The sequence below is a fragment of the Bacteroidota bacterium genome (genome assembly GCA_016699695.1).
In the GTDB taxonomy this organism is placed as follows: domain Bacteria; phylum Bacteroidota; class Bacteroidia; order Bacteroidales; family UBA10428; genus UBA10428.
On sequence record CP065006.1, the window covers coordinates 3519093 to 3538946 of the forward strand.

Annotated in this window: 20 protein-coding genes; 9 read left to right on the plus strand and 11 right to left on the minus strand. The window is 40.6% G+C overall.

Going from position 1 to position 19854, the window contains the following annotated elements; genetic code table 11:
• Positions 1-96 precede the first annotated feature (96 nt).
• Positions 97-795, plus strand: coding sequence for a response regulator transcription factor (locus IPM71_14645; GenBank protein QQS52852.1), 699 nt, complete (start codon positions 97-99; stop codon positions 793-795).
• Positions 796-912: 117 nt separating this feature from the next.
• Here IPM71_14645 and IPM71_14650 read toward each other — a convergent pair whose 3' ends face one another.
• Positions 913-2238 carry a hypothetical protein gene (locus IPM71_14650; GenBank protein ID QQS50803.1) on the minus strand — a complete coding sequence of 442 codons (1326 nt, stop codon included), beginning with the start codon at positions 2236-2238 and terminating at the stop codon, positions 913-915.
• Positions 2239-2439: 201 nt separating this feature from the next.
• On the opposite strand from IPM71_14650, the gene IPM71_14655 reads away from it, so the two are divergent.
• Genes IPM71_14655 through IPM71_14665 form a run of 3 tightly spaced genes read left to right on the plus strand, consistent with a single transcriptional unit; the run spans position 2440 to position 3976 of the window.
• Complete coding sequence (locus tag IPM71_14655) at positions 2440-2796, plus strand: Hpt domain-containing protein (GenBank protein ID QQS50804.1); 357 nt, start codon at positions 2440-2442, stop codon at positions 2794-2796.
• Positions 2797-2808: 12 nt separating this feature from the next.
• Positions 2809-3177 (plus strand): response regulator, encoded by a 369-nt coding sequence (locus IPM71_14660; protein QQS50805.1) that lies wholly within the window; start codon positions 2809-2811, stop codon positions 3175-3177.
• A gap of 13 nt (positions 3178-3190) precedes the next feature.
• Positions 3191-3976, plus strand: a complete 786-nt coding sequence (locus tag IPM71_14665; protein ID QQS50806.1) for a hypothetical protein — start codon at positions 3191-3193, stop codon at positions 3974-3976.
• 42 nt (positions 3977-4018) lie between these two features.
• On the opposite strand, the gene IPM71_14670 is transcribed toward IPM71_14665, so the two are convergent.
• Complete coding sequence (locus tag IPM71_14670; GenBank protein ID QQS50807.1) at positions 4019-4591, minus strand: peptidylprolyl isomerase; 573 nt, start codon at positions 4589-4591, stop codon at positions 4019-4021.
• A 171-nt stretch (positions 4592-4762) separates the two neighbouring features.
• On the opposite strand from IPM71_14670, the gene IPM71_14675 reads away from it, so the two are divergent.
• On the plus strand, positions 4763-5368 hold the full coding sequence (locus IPM71_14675; GenBank protein QQS50808.1) for a PorT family protein: 606 nt from the start codon (positions 4763-4765) through the stop codon (positions 5366-5368).
• Between the two features lie 102 nt (positions 5369-5470).
• Here IPM71_14675 and IPM71_14680 read toward each other — a convergent pair whose 3' ends face one another.
• Complete coding sequence (locus tag IPM71_14680) at positions 5471-6508, minus strand: low specificity L-threonine aldolase (protein QQS50809.1); 1038 nt, start codon at positions 6506-6508, stop codon at positions 5471-5473.
• A gap of 438 nt (positions 6509-6946) precedes the next feature.
• On the opposite strand from IPM71_14680, the gene IPM71_14685 reads away from it, so the two are divergent.
• Positions 6947-8269, plus strand: coding sequence for a beta-lactamase family protein (locus tag IPM71_14685; protein QQS50810.1), 1323 nt, complete (start codon positions 6947-6949; stop codon positions 8267-8269).
• Between the two features lie 152 nt (positions 8270-8421).
• Here IPM71_14685 and IPM71_14690 read toward each other — a convergent pair whose 3' ends face one another.
• On the minus strand, positions 8422-9585 hold the full coding sequence (locus IPM71_14690) for an IS4 family transposase (GenBank protein ID QQS50811.1): 1164 nt from the start codon (positions 9583-9585) through the stop codon (positions 8422-8424).
• A 189-nt stretch (positions 9586-9774) separates the two neighbouring features.
• Here IPM71_14690 and IPM71_14695 point away from each other — a divergent pair, with 189 nt between their 5' ends.
• Positions 9775-11163 carry an alpha-glucosidase C-terminal domain-containing protein gene (locus IPM71_14695; GenBank protein QQS50812.1) on the plus strand — a complete coding sequence of 463 codons (1389 nt, stop codon included), beginning with the start codon at positions 9775-9777 and terminating at the stop codon, positions 11161-11163.
• 25 nt (positions 11164-11188) lie between these two features.
• Here the strand turns inward: IPM71_14695 and IPM71_14700 are convergent, their stop codons facing one another.
• From IPM71_14700 to IPM71_14710, 3 genes are all read right to left on the minus strand, one after another.
• On the minus strand, positions 11189-11650 hold the full coding sequence (locus tag IPM71_14700; protein QQS50813.1) for a hypothetical protein: 462 nt from the start codon (positions 11648-11650) through the stop codon (positions 11189-11191).
• 61 nt (positions 11651-11711) lie between these two features.
• Positions 11712-13001, minus strand: a complete 1290-nt coding sequence (locus IPM71_14705; protein QQS50814.1) for a deoxyribodipyrimidine photo-lyase — start codon at positions 12999-13001, stop codon at positions 11712-11714.
• A 17-nt stretch (positions 13002-13018) separates the two neighbouring features.
• Positions 13019-13402 carry a DUF2237 domain-containing protein gene (locus tag IPM71_14710; GenBank protein ID QQS50815.1) on the minus strand — a complete coding sequence of 128 codons (384 nt, stop codon included), beginning with the start codon at positions 13400-13402 and terminating at the stop codon, positions 13019-13021.
• A 326-nt stretch (positions 13403-13728) separates the two neighbouring features.
• On the opposite strand from IPM71_14710, the gene IPM71_14715 reads away from it, so the two are divergent.
• The gene (locus IPM71_14715; protein QQS50816.1) at positions 13729-15315 is read left to right on the plus strand and encodes a hypothetical protein; all 1587 of its coding nucleotides are present in this window, start codon (positions 13729-13731) and stop codon (positions 15313-15315) included.
• A 256-nt stretch (positions 15316-15571) separates the two neighbouring features.
• On the opposite strand, the gene queF is transcribed toward IPM71_14715, so the two are convergent.
• The gene (queF, locus tag IPM71_14720) at positions 15572-16042 is read right to left on the minus strand and encodes an NADPH-dependent 7-cyano-7-deazaguanine reductase QueF (protein ID QQS50817.1); all 471 of its coding nucleotides are present in this window, start codon (positions 16040-16042) and stop codon (positions 15572-15574) included.
• Complete coding sequence (gene queC / locus IPM71_14725; GenBank protein ID QQS50818.1) at positions 16039-16740, minus strand: 7-cyano-7-deazaguanine synthase QueC; 702 nt, start codon at positions 16738-16740, stop codon at positions 16039-16041. Before queC ends, queF begins: the two co-directional genes overlap by 4 nt.
• Positions 16741-16931: 191 nt before the next feature.
• On the opposite strand from queC, the gene larE reads away from it, so the two are divergent.
• Positions 16932-17738: an ATP-dependent sacrificial sulfur transferase LarE gene (larE, locus tag IPM71_14730; protein QQS50819.1), complete on the plus strand. Its 807-nt coding sequence runs from the start codon at positions 16932-16934 to the stop codon at positions 17736-17738.
• A gap of 19 nt (positions 17739-17757) precedes the next feature.
• Here larE and IPM71_14735 read toward each other — a convergent pair whose 3' ends face one another.
• Together IPM71_14735 and amrB are read right to left on the minus strand one after the other, a co-directional pair.
• Positions 17758-18297, minus strand: coding sequence for a hypothetical protein (locus tag IPM71_14735; GenBank protein ID QQS50820.1), 540 nt, complete (start codon positions 18295-18297; stop codon positions 17758-17760).
• Between the two features lie 46 nt (positions 18298-18343).
• Entirely contained in the window at positions 18344-19801 is a 1458-nt protein-coding gene (gene amrB, locus IPM71_14740; protein QQS50821.1) for an AmmeMemoRadiSam system protein B, read from the minus strand.
• Positions 19802-19854: the final 53 nt, after the last annotated feature.

A 19854-nucleotide genomic window follows, 5' to 3' on the forward strand; every position in this document is an offset into this window, starting at 1 on the left:
AAAGAATTAATGTAAGCACTAAAATACATAATAATAAATTAACCTCTTTACGTGTGTATCCATCTACTTTTGACGCGCACTAACTCCGATAAGCGCATGCTTGATGCCAAAGGGATTAAAATTCTGGTTGTCGACGATGATCCTGATATTGTCGAGTTTCTTTCTTACAACCTTAAAAAGGAAGGCTATAGCATCTACACTACCAACAATGGCCGCGAAGCCATTAAAATGGCGCAGAAAGTAAATCCTCATCTGATTCTTCTGGATATTATGATGCCGGAAATGGATGGCATTGAAACCTGCGAAAAAATCCGCGAGAATCCTGTCAATGCCAATGTTCTAATTGTATTTCTTACAGCCAGGGCCGAGGATTACTCGCAGATTGCAGGTTTCAGGGCAGGTGGCGACGATTATGTCAATAAACCCATTAAACCTAAAATATTGGTTTCGCGCATCAACGCCTTGTTGCGTCGGTATGGTCACCGAAACGTGAATGGAGATAATCCGAGTGCTGTATTAAAATTTAACGGCCTGGTGATCGATGCTGAAAAACACATGGTATATGTGGGCGAAAAGGAGCTACTTCTTCCACGAAAAGAATTTAAGCTGCTTCAGCTTCTTACTTCCAAACCCTCGAGGGTATTTACGCGAGACGAAATATTCGATCAACTATGGGGTACCGATATCTTTGTGGGCGAACGCACCATCGATGTCTATATCCGCAAACTCAGAGAACGTATTGGCGATGAACGCATTGTTACAATCAAAGGGGTAGGGTATAAGTTCGAAGCATAAAACCAAACTTCATTTTCATTCACCATTTTTACTTTTCGGCCTGCTTGCTATTAGCAACGAAAAAGGGCTGTCTACTTTTCAGGTAAACAGCCTTTTTTCTTACATTCAATTTAAAGTCTATCGCTTTAAAGTGCGTATAGTTGTTGTTTCGCTAATGTAGCAACCCACAGTATAACTATTGCCATCGGTAAATCCTTCGAAAAATGCATCTTCGTTGTTTGGAAAATATTGCGAATAGCGACCGATAAGTTCAGAGGCTTCTTCTGAAACTGATGGATCTACTGTGCGGGCTTTTACCAATTTATCTACCGCTACAAGATACACAGCAGCCCGTTCGAAGTTTGTGCCGCCACATTCTGCACTCGATGAGGCATAGGTATTTGCTAGTAAAATATAGGCCTTTCCGTAATCGGGTTTAAGGTTAATGGCCTCATAGGCATATTTTTTTGTAGTGGCTAATTGTTTTTGCTTCAGTGAGATGGCTGCCAGCTGATAATAATATCCTGCTTTTACTTCAGTATTTTCTTCCTGCTCAACCGCTTTCAGGTAATATTCGGTGGCTTTGGCATATTCTCCGCGGGTAGAGAAAATCATGGCCAGGTTCGCACCTGCCTCGGCAGAAGGTTCAATGGCATAAAGCGACTCGGAGGCACGGGCAAATAAATCAGTTTCCTGGCATTTCGACTGATTGAGTATGTCGGTAATGTTTTTAAGATTCGCAAGATCGGTTTGAGCACTTTCGTAACGAGGAGTAAAAATCTCAATAAGCTTATCACAATCGGCGGCACCCGATTCGGCAAAGGTTTTCTCGATACTTTCTTTTACCTGCGCTGTGTTGGCACTCTCCTTTTGTGAATCAAGCACAGCAGATGCTTTGAGGTAATTGTCGATCATCTGATCAGCTTCAATTTTATTCGTCTGAAACATAATGCTCGAAGTGGTAATCAGGGTGGCAAGTACTGCAGGTTCTGTCTTGTTTCCACCAGTTTCCAAGGCCCTCAGAAGGTAACCGTAAGCCTCTTCTACTTCGTTTCGTCTGTATTTTAAAAGGTCAATCCCTTTTCGGCCAAGAACGAACGATTCCTCTCCAAAATAAAGTATACGCTGATCATAAAGCATCATAAGGGTGTCGACAAAGGCTTCGCGGGTTATCTCATCAGTAGTATTTTCAATTTTGTAATCGAGAATTTTTTTACCATTAATGTAAATGTTTTTACTAGCCGCAGGGCAATCTCTGAACGATTGTGACCAGGGTTGATAGGCATATTCCATCACATTAATCTTAACAAACTCAGCCATTGCCGAAATGTTGCTGGCACAGGTAACCCTCGATGCACTGTCGACTCCATATTTTGGATTTTCATGCGGTTTCTGGGCTTTTAACCCTAAGGTAGATACCAATATCAGAATAAAAATAAAATAGCCCTTACGTAATGTTTTCATTGTGATTCTTTTTTCAAAAAATTAGACCGCGAAAATACAGGAAGTGACAGACAATTACAAAAATCGAACCATATAAATTTTTTACGATCATCCGATTAGCCACATTTTACCAGAAAAAATGTAGTTTTCGTGTAATTAGATCATTTCGGACAGAATTGAAAGCTTTTTTTTTTCAACTTTGCTTGAGTAAACAATACAGGAATGGAGAATTCAGAATTAAAATTTGATTTAAGCTTTCTGAATAAAATTTCAGGCGGTGATCGTGAATTTATCGTTGAAATGATCAATACCTTTAAAGAGCAGGTGCCGGAGTTTATTCAAAATTCTCAACGTTACCTGGGTGAGAAAAACTACGAATCTCTAAGTCGTGAGGCGCATAAGTTCCTGCCGGGAGTTTCCTTTTTGGGTATCCGCGAGCTGGAGCCCGAAGTGGCCCTTATCGAAGAGTATGCGAAAAAGCGCGAAAACCTCGATAAGCTGGAACCACTGTTAAGTTCGGCTATTGCCAAGATAAATGAGATAATAATAAGTTTTGATAAGGAATTTGGATTAAGCTAAACACAGGCTGTTATGAAAATATTATATGCCGAAGACGATCGGATGATGCAAAAAATGGTCGTTTATTCCCTGATAAAAATGGGGCATGAGGTTACTACAGTCGACAATGGAAAGGAGGCTATAGAGGCATTGCAAACAGAAGATTTTGGTTTTGTTATTCTGGATGTTTTTATGCCTATCGTTAGTGGACTTGAAGTGGCAAAATTCATTCGCGATGAAATGAAGCTCGATATACCCATTGTGATGCTTAGCCGCAACAATACCGATATGATACGTCAGGAAGCATTGCAGATAGGAGTAAACGATTATCTTTCCAAGCCCATTGAGCCGGATATGCTTTTGCTTGAGTTGAAAAAATATACAGGTGTCGCCGCTGGTTAATGAGTTTACCACAATGGAATCAATTAAAATTGGAATTTTACAACTCGATATTGCCTGGCAGGATATTGAAGCTAATCAACATAAGATCGAATCCAGACTTGCTGCACTTACTGACATTCCTCATTTAATTATTCTGCCCGAAACTTTTACTACTGGTTTTACAACCACTCCCCATCAGCTTCGAAAGAGTTTGCTTTCTGCCCAAATCGACTGGCAAATTCAACTATCTTTTCAATATAATTGCAGTTTTATGGGGTCTGTAATTATTTTAGACGAGGATGTTTATTCTAACAGGTGTCTCTATACTTCGCCGGATGGAAAAGTTGAATTTTACGATAAACGTCATTTATTTACCAACGAAAAAGCCTGTGGTTTTTTTGAGCAGGGTACCGAACGAAAAATCTTTCATTATAGAGATTTAAAGTTGATGCCGCTGATTTGTTATGACTTGCGGTTTCCGGTATGGTCGCGTAATAACTTAGGGTACGACGTGTTGGTGTACATGGCCAACTGGCCCTCTGCCAGACAAATTGTATGGGAAACTTTGCTTCGTGCCAGAGCCATTGAAAATCAATGCATTGTTGTGGGTGTCAACCGGGTGGGAACCGACCACAATGGTATAACCTATGAAGGCGGTTCTGCTATTATTTTCCCCGATGGATCGAATCTTTTAAGTATGGGTAGCGCTGAAGCTTATGCAGAACAGGAGGTTTCTCTTTCCAATCTTTACGATTTTCGTCGTCGTTATCCCTTTTACCTGGATGCTGATTTATTTGAAATAAAAAATCCCGGCAATTAACCAGGATTTTTCTATGTCAGAATAATAATTTTCTTTTGTCGACTAGCATCCGCAGCTTCCAGAGCCACATCCACTAGCCATTTCTTCATCACCACATCCGCATCCACTGTCGCAACCGCATCCACCGCCCGCATGAATGTGCCCATGGGCCATTTCCTCTTCGGTAGCCTCGCGAATATCAGTTACTTGTCCTTTAAAGAACAATTGGTTGCCAGCCAAGGGGTGATTAAAATCCATGGTAACACTCTCTTTACCAACTTCTTTTACAATACCGTTTAAACGGTTGCCTGCGTTGTCGCGCATAGGAATGGTGCTGCCAATACGAAGCAGGTCTTCATCCACTTCGCCATTGTGGGTAAATGCCGAAAGGGGCACGTCCACTATTGCCGATTCGTTTACTTCGCCATAGGCATCTTTGGCATTCAGGTTAAAATCAAAAGAATCGCCAACGGCTAAACCATCGATATTTTGTTCAAAACTGGGCAGTAAATTGCCTGTGCCAAACAAAAATGTAAGTGGATTATTTTGATTGAGAGCCTCTATTACTTCTCCATCTTTCGAGTCGAGCCTTAACTCGTATACCAACGAAACAACCTTGTCTTTTGTAATTATCATTTTACTTATGGTTTAAATTGCTCACAAAATTAGTTTAATTCACTCTATAACGAAAATAAGACAAAGAAGTTTAACACTTTTTTAAAGAATGGTACAATTATTGAAAAAAATCATGCAACGCAAATCACAAAGAATTGTCAATAATTAAAAAACATCTAAATCTTAATCATTATGAAAAAACTAGTTTTATATACATTCATTAGCCTGTTTGTGGCGACGAATGCTTTTTCTCAGTTTAAACTGGGCCTTAGAGGTGGTTTTAACATCGATAACATCAAGGTAGATCAAAACTCCAGCGACCGCTATCAGGTCAGTTACGAAAGCGGACTTGGTTTTCATTTTGGGCTTACTTCGCAATTGAAGATTTCAAAGCTGTTCATTCAACCCGATTTGCTTTTTTCTACCGTTACCCATGATGTCACTGTTGAAGACATAATAAACAATGGCGTACCGGAAATAGGAAAACAAAAGTTTAATAAGGTTGATTTGCCTATCATTGCTGGTCTTAAATTCGACAATAATCTGAAACTAGGTATTGGCCCTGTATTTACTAGGGTTGTGAGTTCGAAATCAGACATTCTCGATGAAGAGGAAAGAAAACAGGCTACCGTAGGGTACCAGATGGTAGCTGGTTTCGATTGGAAAAAATTCAACCTCGAAGCCCGTTACGAGGGTAATTTAAGCCGCTATGGTGCAGGTGTTAAATTTGCAGGTTCTACTTACGAATTCGACCAGAGAGGCAACCAGTTTATTGTTTCGATGGCATATTATTTTTAAGGTCAATATGTTAAGCACAAGAATAAGCGGGCATTTTTTAGCAGTAAACAATAGTTTGTCCCGTTAAAGTTTAGGGTGAACCCCGGTTTTTACCGGGGTTTTTTATGCGACCTGCTCTGCTAACAATTTTTTTAGCAATAGCACAAAGGTATCAATGTCTCCTTCGGTGGTATCATAGGAGGTCATCCAACGCACTTCGCCGGTATGCTCGTTCCAGGTATAAAAAAAGAATTCCTTTTGTAAAAGGGGTATCAAGGGCTTGGGCACGATGGCAAACACACCGTTTGCTTCTACTTTTTGGGAAAGCTTAATTCCTGGCAGATGCTTTACTTTTTCATAAAGAATTTGGGCCATTTGATTGGCATGCTGGGCATTGCGTTTCCATAAATCGTTCTGCAAATAGGCAATAAACTGGGCCGAAACGAAACGCATTTTCGAGGTGAGCTGCATACCTTGTTTGCGAATGTACTTAAAATTACGGCAAAGTTCCCGATTGAAAAATACCACCGACTCGGCAGCCATCAACCCATTTTTAGTGCCACCAAACGAAAGTATGTCAACACCGGCATCTGCTGTAAAGCTTTTAAATGGCATATTAAGGCTAACAGCTGCGTTGGCCAGCCGTGCCCCATCCATGTGCAACAACATCTGGTATTTCTTAGCCAGTTCAGAAATCTGCCTGATCTCTTCAGGTTTATATACGGTACCCATTTCTGTGCTCTGAGTAATGCTAATAATTCCAGGTTGGGTGTGATGCTCAAAACCAAAGCCTTCGAGCCTGGGAAGTATGAGTTCGGGGGTAAGTTTACCATTCGGGGTTTCGATAGGAACCAGTTTGCATCCGCTGAATTTCTCAGGAGCACCACATTCGTCTACATTTATATGTGCCGTAGCAGCGCATATGACCGATTGGAACGATTGCACAGTGGCAGTAATTCCAAGCACATTGGCTGCGGTTCCGGTAAAAACAAAAAATGCTTCCGATTCGGGACCGAAATGCTCTTTAAACAACAAGAGGGCTTTCTCGGTATACTTGTCGTTGCCATATCCGACCTCGTGTCCCTGGTTCACTGATTGAATCAGCTCGAGTACTTCGGCCGAAACGCCCGAATTGTTATCGCTAGCAAAACCTCGCTTCATGTTAAATAGTTTATTCTTGTGTGAGTTTCAATCCGAATACTGAAAAATAAATTGTTATGAATGCGAATGTACTGCTGTTTTTACATTTTAGAAATACACTATTATGCTTTTCTTTTGGTGCAGATAATTATCTTTTAAGGCATATGAATAGCTCTATAAATTGCGTGTTTGATTAATAGCCTTCAAGCGAGGGTAAACAACTGTTCAAATCTTTTAAAAAACTATTCTGCCATGACTAAAAGGGTAAAAGTGAGTTTTAGTTTGATTCTGTTTTTTTTGCTTCTGCTCCTAGTTTTCAGCATGGTTTAAAGGCTTATAAGATGTTCATAATCAAAGTCTCAAAAACATAGTTATTTGCGTTGGTAATAAAAATGTCATAGCTTTGCAGCGTCAAATCGGATCCAGGTTTGGGTTAGACCTGGTGGTTAAGTTTAGGGTATGAAAGTTAAAATTCTATTGATCATAGGATTGGTTTTTCTTTTCTTTTTAGGCGAAATCGCAGTTTCTTTCTCTTTTAAAAGCGACAATAAAGTCAGCATTCCATCATCGGAAGTAGTGCCTTTATCTTATAAGGTTGCTGATTTACAGTTTGCCGATAGCAATACCATTCAGTTCGATAGCCTTATCAATGATTTTCTGCTTCGGAATAAGATTTCAGGAGCTTCGTTGGCTGTTACCAAAAAGGGAAGATTGGTGTATGCAAAAGGTTATGGCTATGCTCAGCTCGAAGACAGTATTCCAGTATCCCCCCAGCATTTGTTTCGTGTGGCCAGTGTTTCGAAGCTGATTACTGCTGTAACTATCATGAAATTGCTTGAAGAACAGAAATTAAAGATTGATGACAAAGTTTTTGGTGCAGAGGGCATTCTGCATGAATTTTCCGATACAGGCACAATCGATAAACGATTGGAAGAGATTACTGTGCGGCATTTATTGAACCACACTGCCGGGTGGAGTCCACGCATGGGCGATCCGGTGTTTAATTCGCTTTATGTGGCGCGAAAACTTAAAATCGATCCACCGGCAAAGGCCGATGACCTCATACGCTATGCTTTAGGGAATAAACTTGCAGATAAACCCGGAACTAAATATCTATATTCGAACCTGGGGTATGTGATACTCGGAAGAATAATTGAAAAGCTAAGCGGAATGGAATACGAAGAATATGTTCAATTTGCAATTCTTCATCCGTTAGGCATTTACGACATGCACATTGGTAATAGTTTCGAGCCTGACCTGTATTTAAACGAAGTGAGATACTACCATTATTCTGGCATGCCCGAAGTGTGGGCCTATAATGGTTCTAAAAACTTAGTTCCACTGGTGTATGGCGGTAATAACATGGCCTTGCTGGGCGCTGCAGGCGGATGGATAGCCTCGGCACCTGAGCTGGCAAAACTTTTAGTGGCTCTCGATGGCTTTGATAGCAGCCCTGATATTCTTAGCACGCATTCGATAAAGGTGATGACCACCCCACAAGGGCCAAAACGCAGGCTGATAGGCTGGAGAGCTACCGATGGGAGAGGAACCTGGTGGCGCACTGGTACCATAGCCGGGTCAGCTGCCCTAATCATGCGACACCCCAATGAAACAAACTGGGTTTTAATGGTGAATACCAGCACTAAAAAAGATTCGCACATTCACAACGACATTTCCAAAACCATGTTTACTGCACTGAGAACGGTATATGCATGGCCCGAAACGGATTTATTCAGTCCGGAACAGGAAATTAACAACGATTTATTGTCCTTGGAGGAATAAAGCCGAAACCCCTGATGTCGGTTCCTACTTCTTTTACCATTTATTTGCTTATCGACACATTTTTATTAAATTTCATGATGAAATGATTTTTCGGCGGTAAAAAGCTTTTTTGCCTCGAATTTTTTTTCGTTGGCATTATCATGACTGTCCACTTAAAATAAGCTGAGTGACAGTTGTTTATAATCAAGTTCTTTGACATCATTGTAATCTATATTTGTAAATAGCTCTTTTACAGGAGTTTTGTCCAGTAGAGAGATTCCTAAAACTTGTAATATTTCGTAGGTTGAACGGTCTATTTTGAGATCATTGCCTACAATTGCAATCAAACAATATGTGATGATTGCGGTATAAATTTGGATACGGACAGCATTTTCAGAGTTACCCCAAAAGGATTTTAGCTTAAGATGCTGTTTTATCCATTTGAAAAATAGTTCTACCTGCCAACGATTCTTGTAAAGAAGTGCGATTTCCTGAGCGGTAAGCGTCATATTGTTGGTTAGGAATACAAAGGTGCGATTCATTTCGCTATCGTAGTATTTCACTTTTCGCAATTTAGCAGGGTAATCTTTTGAGACATAAAACCCTGTCAGTTTACCAATTTGGTCGCTTTGCACCCCGGTGGTCTTGTCAATCTTTTGAGAATAAATTCTTTTAAATTGAAGGTTTGACTTTGCACGGACTACGAAAAAGGCAGAAAGCAGCGTTATCTTATATAACCGGCTGTAGTCGACATAACCACGGTCGAAAATGTAGTATGCACCACCCTCATAAGGAATATAATCCATAACATTGACATCGTTTACCGTTGCAGCAGTAATATGAATGAAGGCCGGAATTTGAGTAGTGATATCGTAGAGTGTATGCAGTTTGATACCTCCTTTTGCTTTGCGGAATTTCGCCCACCAAAACACATTTAAACATAAATCAATGGTGGAAGAATCAAAGGCATAAACTTTTCCTTTAATTTCAAAATTTTCATTCTTGCGTTTATTTCGGGCGACATCAATAAGATAATACGCAAATTCTTCAAATACCTTGCTGTTTCGATTTTCATTGGCTTTTGAAAGATTACTGCGGGTAACACTTTTCCCAAAACCCAAATGGTAGGTTTTCCTGCTATGGGCTTCAATAGCAACAATCAAATCCCTGAGGCTATCTCGATTGGTAAGTTGCCCAAAGATCATGCATAACATTTGATTCCAGCAACTGAAATGACGAACATTTTTATCTGCGGAAAAACGATCTACAATACAATCGAAAACTCTCTTAGGCAGAAACTCTATAATCTGTGCAAAAACATACTTACCTTGATTCATGAAATAACATTTTCACGAATTAAGTATTTCAAATCGACACGTAACAAAAAAGTCCTGAAATATAGATTCTACAACGATTTCAAAGAACGTATTTTAATTTATAGTGGACACTAATGTGGCATTATAATTTTTATTTTGCTTTCTTCTTTTAAGTTGATGGTTTTCTACTTCTTAAAAAAATGACTGTTTATGAAGTATCTAAAATTTTACCTAATTATCAGTTTTGGTGTTTTTGTATTGTTGTTTTCTGGCTGTAAATCCGGAACTTCCAAAACTTCAGAAAAAGCTTATCAACCCAGAGATTATGTAGAGATCACACATCCGGAGTGGACCAAAGATGCATGCATTTATGAGGTAAACATCAGGCAATATACTCACGAGGGTACATTCAAAGCCTTCGAATCTCATTTGCACCGTCTGAAAGACCTTGGGGTAGATATCCTCTGGCTAATGCCCATTCATCCTGTAGGTGAAAAGAATCGCAAAGGACAGCTAGGAAGTTATTATTCGGTAAGGGATTACCTTGCTGTTAACCCTGACTTTGGCTCACTCGACGATTTTAAACATCTTGTCGACACCATTCATAGTTTAGGCATGTATGTGATTCTCGATTGGGTGGCGAACCATTCAGCATGGGACTGCAATCTGGTAAGTGAACACCCCGAATGGTATACGAGAAATTACGAAGGTAATTTTCAACCTACTCCCTGGTACGACTGGTCGGATGTGATTGATTTCGACTATAACCAGCCCGGAATAAGACAATACATGACCGAAGCTTTGAAGTATTGGGTGAAAGAGACGGATATTGATGGCTATCGCTGCGATGTAGCGGGTTTTATTCCAACCGATTTCTGGGACAATGTGCGCCGCGAACTGGACGAAATTAAACCAGTATTTATGCTGGCTGAATGGAATGCCCGCGATTTGCACAAGCATGCCTTCGACATGTCATACAACTGGGAGATGTACGATGCCATGCACGAATTGACCATTGAAACGGGTAAATTTGGTAGGCTTTATGAGCACTTTGCCCATACGGTAAACACTTTCCCATCGAATGCATATTGGATGAATTTTGTGGAAAATCACGATAAAAATTCCTGGGCAGGAACTCAGTTTACCCAATTTGGCGAGGCGCTCGATGCCTGTATTGTATTAACTGTTACGGCACCTGGCATGCCGCTTATATACAGCGGACAGGAAGCAGGGAATGACCGGCAATTGTTGTTTTTCGAGAAAGACACCATCAGCTGGAAGGAACATTATCTGTTTGATTTTTATAAAAAGCTTTTCGCTTTTAAAAAAGCTAATCCCGCACTTTGGAATGGAAACTGGGGTGGCGAAATGATTCCTATCGGAAATACTGCTGAGAAGGTTTTAAGTTTTGCACGTGTAAAAGAAAAGCGGAAAGTAATTGTGGCAATTAATTTCTCTTCAAGCCCAGTCTCGTTTGTCATGCAAAGCAAGATTCAGGAAGGTGTTTTTGAAGATTTTTCCACCGGCCGGAAAATGGTAATTGAGCAATCGGCAAACATTGATTTGCCAGCCTGGGGATTCATGGTTTTATCGAACTAAGCCAGAACGGCGGATAGGGAAAAAATTATATTGCTTTTTGCTCTGGCGCATCAGAATAAGCTGGCTGAGGCATATTCTTTTTCACATTTTCACATTCAAGTCTTATTAATTCTATAAAGGACTGATGCTGAGCTGAAATGAATTTGTTACTGAAACGAATGTAATCGGTACTTGTAAATACCCTGTAAGTAGTTCCCAGCCTTTCTATATTAAGATTCTCATAAGGGATCACCCATACATAATGATTCAGTACCGAGAAAAAGTGTATGAGGATGCCCTTAGGACGGCGCTCAATTTCGCTTTGATTCACGTTGTGAGCTTTAATTAGATGCTGGTTGATACGCGGACTGGAATTCACAATCAACATACGGGGGGAACGAATTTTTCCGATATTTTTAATACGGTACCAAAAACCAAAAGGCTTCCCTACTAACTCAAGAATATCCTCAAGGTCGCTGTGTTGGTGGTATGTGAGATTCTTTATCATCGGTTATCGTGCTGCAATATAACAACAATTATTATTTATGGATGTTTAACTCAAGAAAAAATCACTTATCATTTAAACCTTCACGATATCGTTCCAATGTAAGTTGGGTAGCCGATTGGTGATTGACAATGGGTTTGGGGTAGTCTTTCTTATTTAGCTCAGGCACCCATTTTAAAATATAATGATCTTTGGGGTCGAACTTTTTGGCTTGGGCAGCAGGATTAAAAATTCTGAAATAAGGTGCCGCATCGCAGCCTGTTCCTGCGGCCCACTGCCAGTTACCGTTGTTGGAGGCAAGTTCGAAATCGAGTAATTTTTGTGCAAAATAGGCTTCGCCCCATCGCCAGTCGATAAGCAGGTGCTTGCACAAAAAACTGGCGGTAACCATTCGAACCCTATTGTGCATGGTTCCGGTCTGGTTTAATTGACGCATGCCAGCATCTACCAAAGGATAACCGGTTTTTCCCTGGCACCATAGATTGAATAGGTCAGGGTTATTGTTCCAACGAATGCGGTCGTAACGGGGTTTAAAACTGCTTGTAACTACATGCGGAAAAAAATAGAGTATTTGAATGAAAAATTCTCTCCAGATAAGTTCGCTTAAAAAAACCGGATTCTCTTCTGCCTTCATTACAAGCTCCCGAATACTAACAGTGCCAAACCTTAAATATATTCCAGAATGGGTTGTGGCTTCTAATGCAGGGTAATCGCGCTTAAGGTCGTATTCTTTGATATTTACAAATTCAAGCGGCTTTGGCTTAATTGGCGAATAATCGAAACCCAAATCAGCCAATTCCGGAAACAAAAACTCTGTATCTGTAACCTGAAACTCAGGTTCCTTCATTTGTATGCTGTATTTTTCCTGACGGTAACGCTCGAGCCATTTGTTTTTAAAGGGTGTGAAGATGGTATAGGGCAAGCCATCGGCCTTTACAACCTCACCCGGAACGAAAATCAGGTGGTCGGGAAATGATTTAAAAATTATTCCTTCTTTTTCGAGCAGTTCTTTTACATTTCTATCGCGCTGTATTCCATAAGGCTCAAAATCGGTATTGACAAATACATTATGAATTGAATACTCCTTCAGAAGGGACTCCCAAACCGAAAGTACATTGCCTTTTTTTAACAGTAAACCCCCTCCTCGTTGCTGCAAGTGAAGGTGCAGTTCCTTAAGTCGCTTGTAAATAAAACTAATCCTTGCATCCTGTATGGGGAGTTCGTCTGTAATTGCGTTGTCGAAAATAAAAAGAAAAAGTACGGGGTATGGTTGAGCTGAAGCCTTTATTAGTGCTGTATTGTCGTAAAAACGCAAATCGCGCCTGAGCCAAAATATGTTAATGGGACCATTCATATTTTATGGAAAGGATTTTAAGTTTTATTTGTGTTTAACTCCTTCTTGTGCGCAAAGGGAAGCATCAATTTTAAAGGAATTACTTCGAGTGTTTTTTCATTGGTCGCCTCCAGCACTATTTCGGGAGCCATATTGTGTTCAAGTGCTTGTTTCCAGCGCAAGGCACACAAACACCAGTGATCGCCGGGTTTTATTCCTTCAAAATTGTATTGAGGCATGGGGGTGCTGAGGTCGTTGCCAGCCATGGCAGAGAATTCAAGAAATTCTTTGGTTACTATCACACACACAGTATGCATGCCGGCATCGTCTTTGCCGGTGTTGCAACAACCATCGCGGTAAAAGCCCGTGAGAGGCTTCTTACTGCATGACTCGAGAGGTAAACCGAAAACATTTTTTTGCATAGCAGATTTTTCTTTTTCTGTATTAACAAGTAAACCGGTTCAAGGTTTATAATTCAGTTAAGGACTTTTCTTAAAACAGTGCGATGCTTGAATTTAAATATACCTTCAAGTGAAGGAAAGATTCTAACGTATTTAATGTTAGTAGATTAAAATCGACCAGATGAAGAACACCGTTTTTTCATGTGTTTTGAAACTTCTTTTTTTAATTTGGAAGAATCTTTTTGATGCTTTTATCAAGTTTTTCTTACCCTTTGTAATAATAAAAAAGCAGAATACATTGTGAACAATATATTTGCATCACATAATCCTAATCAAACTTTATTGCAATGAAACAAATTCTTTATGCTATTGGTGCAATAGCGCTTTTATTTTCATCCTGTTCTCAGCAGGATGAGTTAATTAACTCTGGAAATGATGATCTTCAGTTAAAAAGAATGCCTTACTTTCAACGTACCTTTTTACTTGATAACCTTTCGGGAAATGCGAATATTTACGAAGTAGAATACGATTTTCAGGGACTTCGTGGCGATGCTGTTATCTCTCCATTTGCTGTGGTTAGCGGTCAAAGTCATATGGCTGTTTCGCCAGATAAAAAATGGCTCACGGTTGTGGGCAACGGAAATGGGAAAGTAACTCTGGTTAACATCGAGAATCCTTCATTGGTCAAGGTTTTTACCTACGCGAATGGTGCAAGACCCCTTATTACACAAGTTGATTTTGATCAGGCACAAAGGCTATTTATTGCCGGTAATTCAGGTTTCCTCTATGTACATGGCACAGGCGCTGACTTAAGTTCTAATATTTGGGAACTGGCAGATGGTGCTGTTTTAGGAATATCCAAATACGTTGCTCCGCAGAATATTCACGACTTTGTTGAAGCCTACGGAGAAGACAGCAATGAGGACTATTTCAACGACAACTTAGAATTAGTGGGCAAAAAAGTGAAATTCAATGGTGGCGATATTTTGTTTACTCAGAATGCAACTGAAACCGGAGGAATTGAGCAGGAATATCTGATAAGTTTTACAAGGGCTTATGGAGGTGCGGCGGTTTTGGTTACTGTAAACGATTACAATATTGCCGGAAGAAAGCTTTTTAATCTGAAGTACCAAAAGGTTACAGGAGCAGCGCTAGTTGGTGATAATTTCTTAATGGCTTCGAGCTTTGGAACCAACAATCTTGTTATCTATAGCATGCATGGCGATATTGTAGCCGAACCAAATCTTATTCTTAATGGCTCGCCCTTCACTACATCCAACGGAGACATGGCCTCTACTCAAACTTTCGATTTACTCAGTAATCCTGCTAGTCGCATCATTGGCGATACACTCAATTCATTTTACCCCTGGTTTCCGGGTACAGTGCTTGCCGAGATGAAGTTATTCCGTCCGGGGTATAATGTAAGCGATAATTATGAAGTCGACGAAACCGAAGATCCTTCGATCTGGTTAAAGGCCGAACGGAATTCGTCCAATGCCGATTTAGCAGATATCAGAGTTACTCCGCATAAATTCATGTGTTTAGGTGTACCCAATGGAATGGTGGTAATGCGTTTTCCAGATCCGGTTACAGTAACAGAATCGACACGTTTGTATGTGGCCGAAAGCTCGTGGTATGTAATTGGCACCAACAATCAACATACACTGCCATATTACGAAGACAAGGCCGAGGCTTATGCTGCTACCCAGGAAAGGGCTAAAGTTTATGTGTCTGCTATTGGCGAAAGGTACATTGGATCATGGGTGGATGCAGAAAGCAACTGGACCTATATTGGCGATGCCTATGCCAATGCCAATTATCTTGAATTACCTGCCGAAGCTAATGGATTTCAATGGATAAGAATTATTGATGATTCGCATCCATGGTCATTTACGGGCTACGATTTAAACTTTGTTGGGGTATTTAATCAATAGTTTATAAGACAAAGATAATAGATAGGGTAGGTCGCAACGATTTACCCTATTTTTTGATTTTTAAAGAACTAAATCAGTTTTAGAATGTTATTCAACATGTTCGAAAGAGTTGGTTTGAAGTTCGATGATTTTACAGGTTTAAAAATTATTCCGCTGCAAACTGCACTCAATTAAAATGGGGTGAACCGAGAAGGTTGACCCCTTTTTTGTACCGGGAAACTTCGAAGGTGTTCAACGAAATCTGACAGAAGGGAAATTACCTGTTATCAATTTTTTCGGGATTTAAATCGTGCCGTAGCATTCTGAAATGGGCCATCTCCACAAACCCGGTACCTGGTTTCCCATAATTACAATAGGGGTCGATTGAAATTCCACCCCGGGGCATGAACTTGCCTAGCACTTCGATGTAGCGGGGATTAAGTAGTGCAATTAAATCATTCATGATGATGTTGATGCAATCTTCGTGAAAAGCTCCGTGGTTTCGAAAACTAAAAAGGTATAGTTTTAAACTTTTACTCTCCACCATCTTAATATCGGGAATATAACTGATATATACTGATGCAAAATCGGGCTGCTTGGTTATCGGACATAAACTGGTAAACTCCGGACAATTAAACTTAACCCAGTAGTCTCTTTGCGCATGCTTATTATCGAAACATTCCAGCAAAGCCGGATTGTATTCGTTTTCGTATGAAGTTTGGTTTCCTAGGTGTGTGAGTGTGCTCATTCTTTGTTCAATTTATGGTGCATGTATTCGTCCCAGCCTTTTTTTCGTAACAAGCAGGCCGGGCAGTTTCCGCATCCTTCAGCAATAATACCATTATAACAGGTAAGGGTTTTTTTTCTAATCAGGTCGATAATGCCCAATTCGTCAGCCAATTGCCATGTTTTTGCCTTGTCTTTCCACATGAGGGGGGTATGTATTGTAAAAGAATAATCCATAGCCAGACTAAGGGTAAGTTGAGCCGACTGGATAAACTCATGCCGGCAATCAGGATATCCGCTGTAATCGGTTTGCCCGACTCCCATTACTAGGTTCGTTATGCCCTTGTGTTTGGCATAAATGGCTGCATAAGTTAGAAACAAGAGGTTGCGCCCCTCTACAAGTGTGTTGGGTGGCCCATCAGACTTGAGGCCTGTTTCTACTGCAATATCTTCCGAAGTCAGCGCGTTGCGCGAAATACCCGATAGCATGTTTATATCGACCAGGAAATAGGGTACTTCAGCCTGATAGGCAATGTCCGCTGCTACCTTTAATTCGAGTCTATGCCTTTGCCCATATTGAAAGCCAATAGCCTCAATAGCCTTAAAGCACCTTTTAGCCCAATAGAGCACGGTGGTAGAATCCTGCCCTCCTGAAAGCAGCACCAGGGCCTTTGAATCGGATTGAAAAAACTGACTGCTGTCGGAAAGGCTGATTGTCATAGAATGGTTTTACTGATGCCTAAAATTAATCTTTTTTATACTTCGATGCGATAAAAAGTGCTTGCCTGTTGACAATAATTGTTTTACGAATGGTCTCCATTTATTGATGAATACGACAACAATTGTTTGAACTCATGCGTAATTGAGAGTAAATTTCGAACCCTACCAAAACATTTCTACAATTTAAACAAATGGATGCTTCATTAAAACTAAAATACGAGCAATTACAGGCCTTATTTATTGATCTGGAAGAGGCTGTTATCGCCTATAGCGGGGGAGTCGATAGCACCCTGCTTTTAAAGGTGGCTAAAGATGTTCTTGGCCATGAGGTAATCGCAATTATCGGAAAATCCGATACAATGCCTGAGCGCGAATTTGAGGATGCGCTTTTAACTGCACGGATGATGGGAATAGAGCCGGTTGTAATCCAGACCAAGGAGACCGAATCGCCGGACTATTGCAATAACCCGGTCGAGAGGTGTTACCATTGCAAAAAGCATATTTTTGGCACCTTTACTGAATTTATGCAAAGCCATAAATTGTTGCATCTTGTGGATGGTTCTAACTCTGACGATTTGAAGGATTACCGACCAGGAAATAAGGCACTTGAACAGTTTGATGTGCTAAGCCCACTGCGCGATCTTGGGTTTACCAAAAAAGATATCAGGGAATTATCGAAGGCGCTGGGTTTATCGACCTGGAATAAGGAAGCTATGGCGTGCCTGGCTACCCGCATTGCCCACAATGACCCGATTACGCTTCAGAAACTTCGTATGATTGAATTGGCTGAAGCCTTCCTTCGAAGTCATGGATTTACCCAGGTAAGGGCACGCATTCAGCAAAACAGCCTGCGCATAGAAGTGAACCCAAATGAAGTTGCCCGTTTTTATGAGGATTCGATCCGGCAACAAGTGATTCAGAAAATGAAAGAATTGGGTTTTCTGGAGGTTTCCATTGATATGGAAGGCTACCGCATGGGCAGCATGAACAAAAAGTAATATTTTGGATTTTAACTTTTTAGCTTTCTGACTTCGAATTCTGAACTTTTATTTTTTGAATTAGTTTCTGGCATTTATTTTTAAGTCCGGCCGAGCCATCAGGTAAAATGGTTTCGAGCAGGGCTTTTAATTCAGGTATTATTTCGGGGTATCTTTCTGAGGTTCTTACAAGTATATCGATCGAAAAAGCCCTTACTGCAATGGGTTGCCGGGGCGATTGTGCCCATTCAAAAGCGGTATCGGCCAGCAATCCAAATTCATCTTCATCCAACAGGTGCATTTGATCGTGTAAGATTTTTAGCGCACTTCTTTTCACCCCATCGACTTTAAAATGTGGTAATTTTTCACTGATTAGACTTAAGTGCGAAAGCGTTAGATCCGGATTTTTTTCGAATGCAAGGTAGGCTGCCCAGGCGGCTCGCATCGAAACAGGATAGGCATCGCGGTAAACCAGCTCCATTATTTCATCAAAGCGTTCCTGATGCTGGTATATATTGTTTACAATCAGGTCGGTAAGCGCACGAGATGACTCAACCAATTGGTTCTCTAATGTTATCATTCAAAGTGAAGGTTAATTCATTTGGCTTGAAAGCAATTTCGCGCTTCTATTTCGGGGTACTAAACACAATGGCTTCATAAGTATAAAGTTCGGCATCTTTCCAGCCATCCCATCCCAATCCGGCTTTGTTTTTCGAACAATTACCCAGAAATTCTTCCACACTCCAGTGGGTGTCATTTGCTACTTGAGGTAAAAAAGTGCCGGAACGATTTTCCTTTTTAATGTATATCCCATGTTTACCCAGTATTATTTCATTGGCTGAAGCAATACGTTTAAGAGGGGTAAGTACAGATATTTCAATGTGTAAATTCTTCATTTCCTCTTCAGTGACAGGTGCAAAGCGGCTATCGCGAAAGGCAGCCGATACGGCCACATCAGATACTATTTCGGCCAGGGGTTTATTTCCGGCTTGCAATTGGCCTATACACCCTCTCAACTTATTCTGAACATAAATGCTTACAAAGGCTCCTGCTTGTTTGTTAAGATTGGAAGGAAGGTTTTGTGGGTCATTTATAGGGGAATTATCTTTCGATTTATAGCGGAATATCGCTGATTTAGCTATGTTGAGTAAAAGTTCCTTTTCTTTATCGTTTAAGTCGAAATTATTTTCGCGGGGTAATTTGGTAACGACCATAGATTGGTATCCTACCACCCGGTCGGTATCGCCATACATGTGTGCATCTCCGCTGTTCTGGTATAAAATCGGGTAGTATTGAATGCCATCAATGTTTGTGCATAGGTACATAAGGCTGAGTACAGAGGTCCATCCACACATAGAGGTAGAAAGATTGGGAATATTCAGTGACTTATTGTGTCGTATTTGTTCCAGAAGTTGCTCAGGTTTACCTGTTGTTACAGCTTCAATGGTTTCTTTGTCTATTTTCATGGCATCTGCGTATACCGGATAGTGCGATAAATCGGTGCTGACCACAAAAAGGTTCTCTGAGGTAAAATATGGTTTCAATTCTTCGGCAATTTGCCGGCATATTGCTTCGGAATGGGTTGCCAGTACTATCGGAACAATTTCGAAATTGTTTTGCCAAAAGTATTGTATAAAAGGCAGCATTACTTCAATACTGTGTTCGTGGGCATGCGCTGCAGACACATAGTTTATTACAGGTGAATTTTCAATCAGCTTATTGGCCAGTTCAAGATCTACTTTAACTTTTCCGAATGGAGTGAGGTAATGACCCACATTATAGATCGAGGCACCGTTGAAATCGGTATGATGACTGGAGCCGAGTAAAAACACTCTTTTACGCGGAGTCACATTTCTTAATAACATAAAAGCCGAGGCTGCAACCACACCCGAAAAAACATAACCTGCATGCGGGGCTATCAGGGCAAGAAGTTTTTCATCTTTCTTATGTTGAAAACCACTTAACTTTTCAGCTTCGTTAAGCATGTTGGCAATCTCAATCTCCAGTTTGTTTGCATGAGCTGAATAAAATCTGCCAGCAGCCACGGGCGATCTGTCGATAAGTGGTTTGCGCGATGGGTCCATTACTTTTTGCAATTGTTGCAACGGTAGTAAAGGTACAAAAGTTAAAGGAGTAT

Bases quoted from the DNA above. Each gene is read 5' to 3' on its own strand.
- IPM71_14660 (QQS50805.1), top strand. From the start codon at position 2,809: ATGAAAATATTATATGCCGAAGACGATCGGATGATGCAAAAAATGGTC.
- IPM71_14675 (QQS50808.1), top strand. From the start codon at position 4,763: ATGAAAAAACTAGTTTTATATACATTCATTAGCCTGTTTGTGGCGACG.
- IPM71_14715 (QQS50816.1), top strand. From the start codon at position 13,729: ATGAAACAAATTCTTTATGCTATTGGTGCAATAGCGCTTTTATTTTCA.
- IPM71_14685 (QQS50810.1), top strand. From the start codon at position 6,947: ATGAAAGTTAAAATTCTATTGATCATAGGATTGGTTTTTCTTTTCTTT.
- IPM71_14700 (QQS50813.1), bottom strand. From the start codon at position 11,650: ATGATAAAGAATCTCACATACCACCAACACAGCGACCTTGAGGATATT.
- IPM71_14655 (QQS50804.1), top strand. From the start codon at position 2,440: ATGGAGAATTCAGAATTAAAATTTGATTTAAGCTTTCTGAATAAAATT.
- IPM71_14650 (QQS50803.1), bottom strand. From the start codon at position 2,238: ATGAAAACATTACGTAAGGGCTATTTTATTTTTATTCTGATATTGGTA.
- IPM71_14645 (QQS52852.1), top strand. From the start codon at position 97: ATGCTTGATGCCAAAGGGATTAAAATTCTGGTTGTCGACGATGATCCT.
- IPM71_14710 (QQS50815.1), bottom strand. From the start codon at position 13,402: ATGCAAAAAAATGTTTTCGGTTTACCTCTCGAGTCATGCAGTAAGAAG.
- queF (QQS50817.1), bottom strand. From the start codon at position 16,042: ATGAGCACACTCACACACCTAGGAAACCAAACTTCATACGAAAACGAA.
- larE (QQS50819.1), top strand. From the start codon at position 16,932: ATGGATGCTTCATTAAAACTAAAATACGAGCAATTACAGGCCTTATTT.
- IPM71_14670 (QQS50807.1), bottom strand. From the start codon at position 4,591: ATGATAATTACAAAAGACAAGGTTGTTTCGTTGGTATACGAGTTAAGG.
- IPM71_14680 (QQS50809.1), bottom strand. From the start codon at position 6,508: ATGAAGCGAGGTTTTGCTAGCGATAACAATTCGGGCGTTTCGGCCGAA.
- queC (QQS50818.1), bottom strand. From the start codon at position 16,740: ATGACAATCAGCCTTTCCGACAGCAGTCAGTTTTTTCAATCCGATTCA.
- IPM71_14705 (QQS50814.1), bottom strand. From the start codon at position 13,001: ATGAATGGTCCCATTAACATATTTTGGCTCAGGCGCGATTTGCGTTTT.
- IPM71_14665 (QQS50806.1), top strand. From the start codon at position 3,191: ATGGAATCAATTAAAATTGGAATTTTACAACTCGATATTGCCTGGCAG.
- amrB (QQS50821.1), bottom strand. From the start codon at position 19,801: ATGGACCCATCGCGCAAACCACTTATCGACAGATCGCCCGTGGCTGCT.
- IPM71_14735 (QQS50820.1), bottom strand. From the start codon at position 18,297: ATGATAACATTAGAGAACCAATTGGTTGAGTCATCTCGTGCGCTTACC.
- IPM71_14695 (QQS50812.1), top strand. From the start codon at position 9,775: ATGAAGTATCTAAAATTTTACCTAATTATCAGTTTTGGTGTTTTTGTA.
- IPM71_14690 (QQS50811.1), bottom strand. From the start codon at position 9,585: ATGAATCAAGGTAAGTATGTTTTTGCACAGATTATAGAGTTTCTGCCT.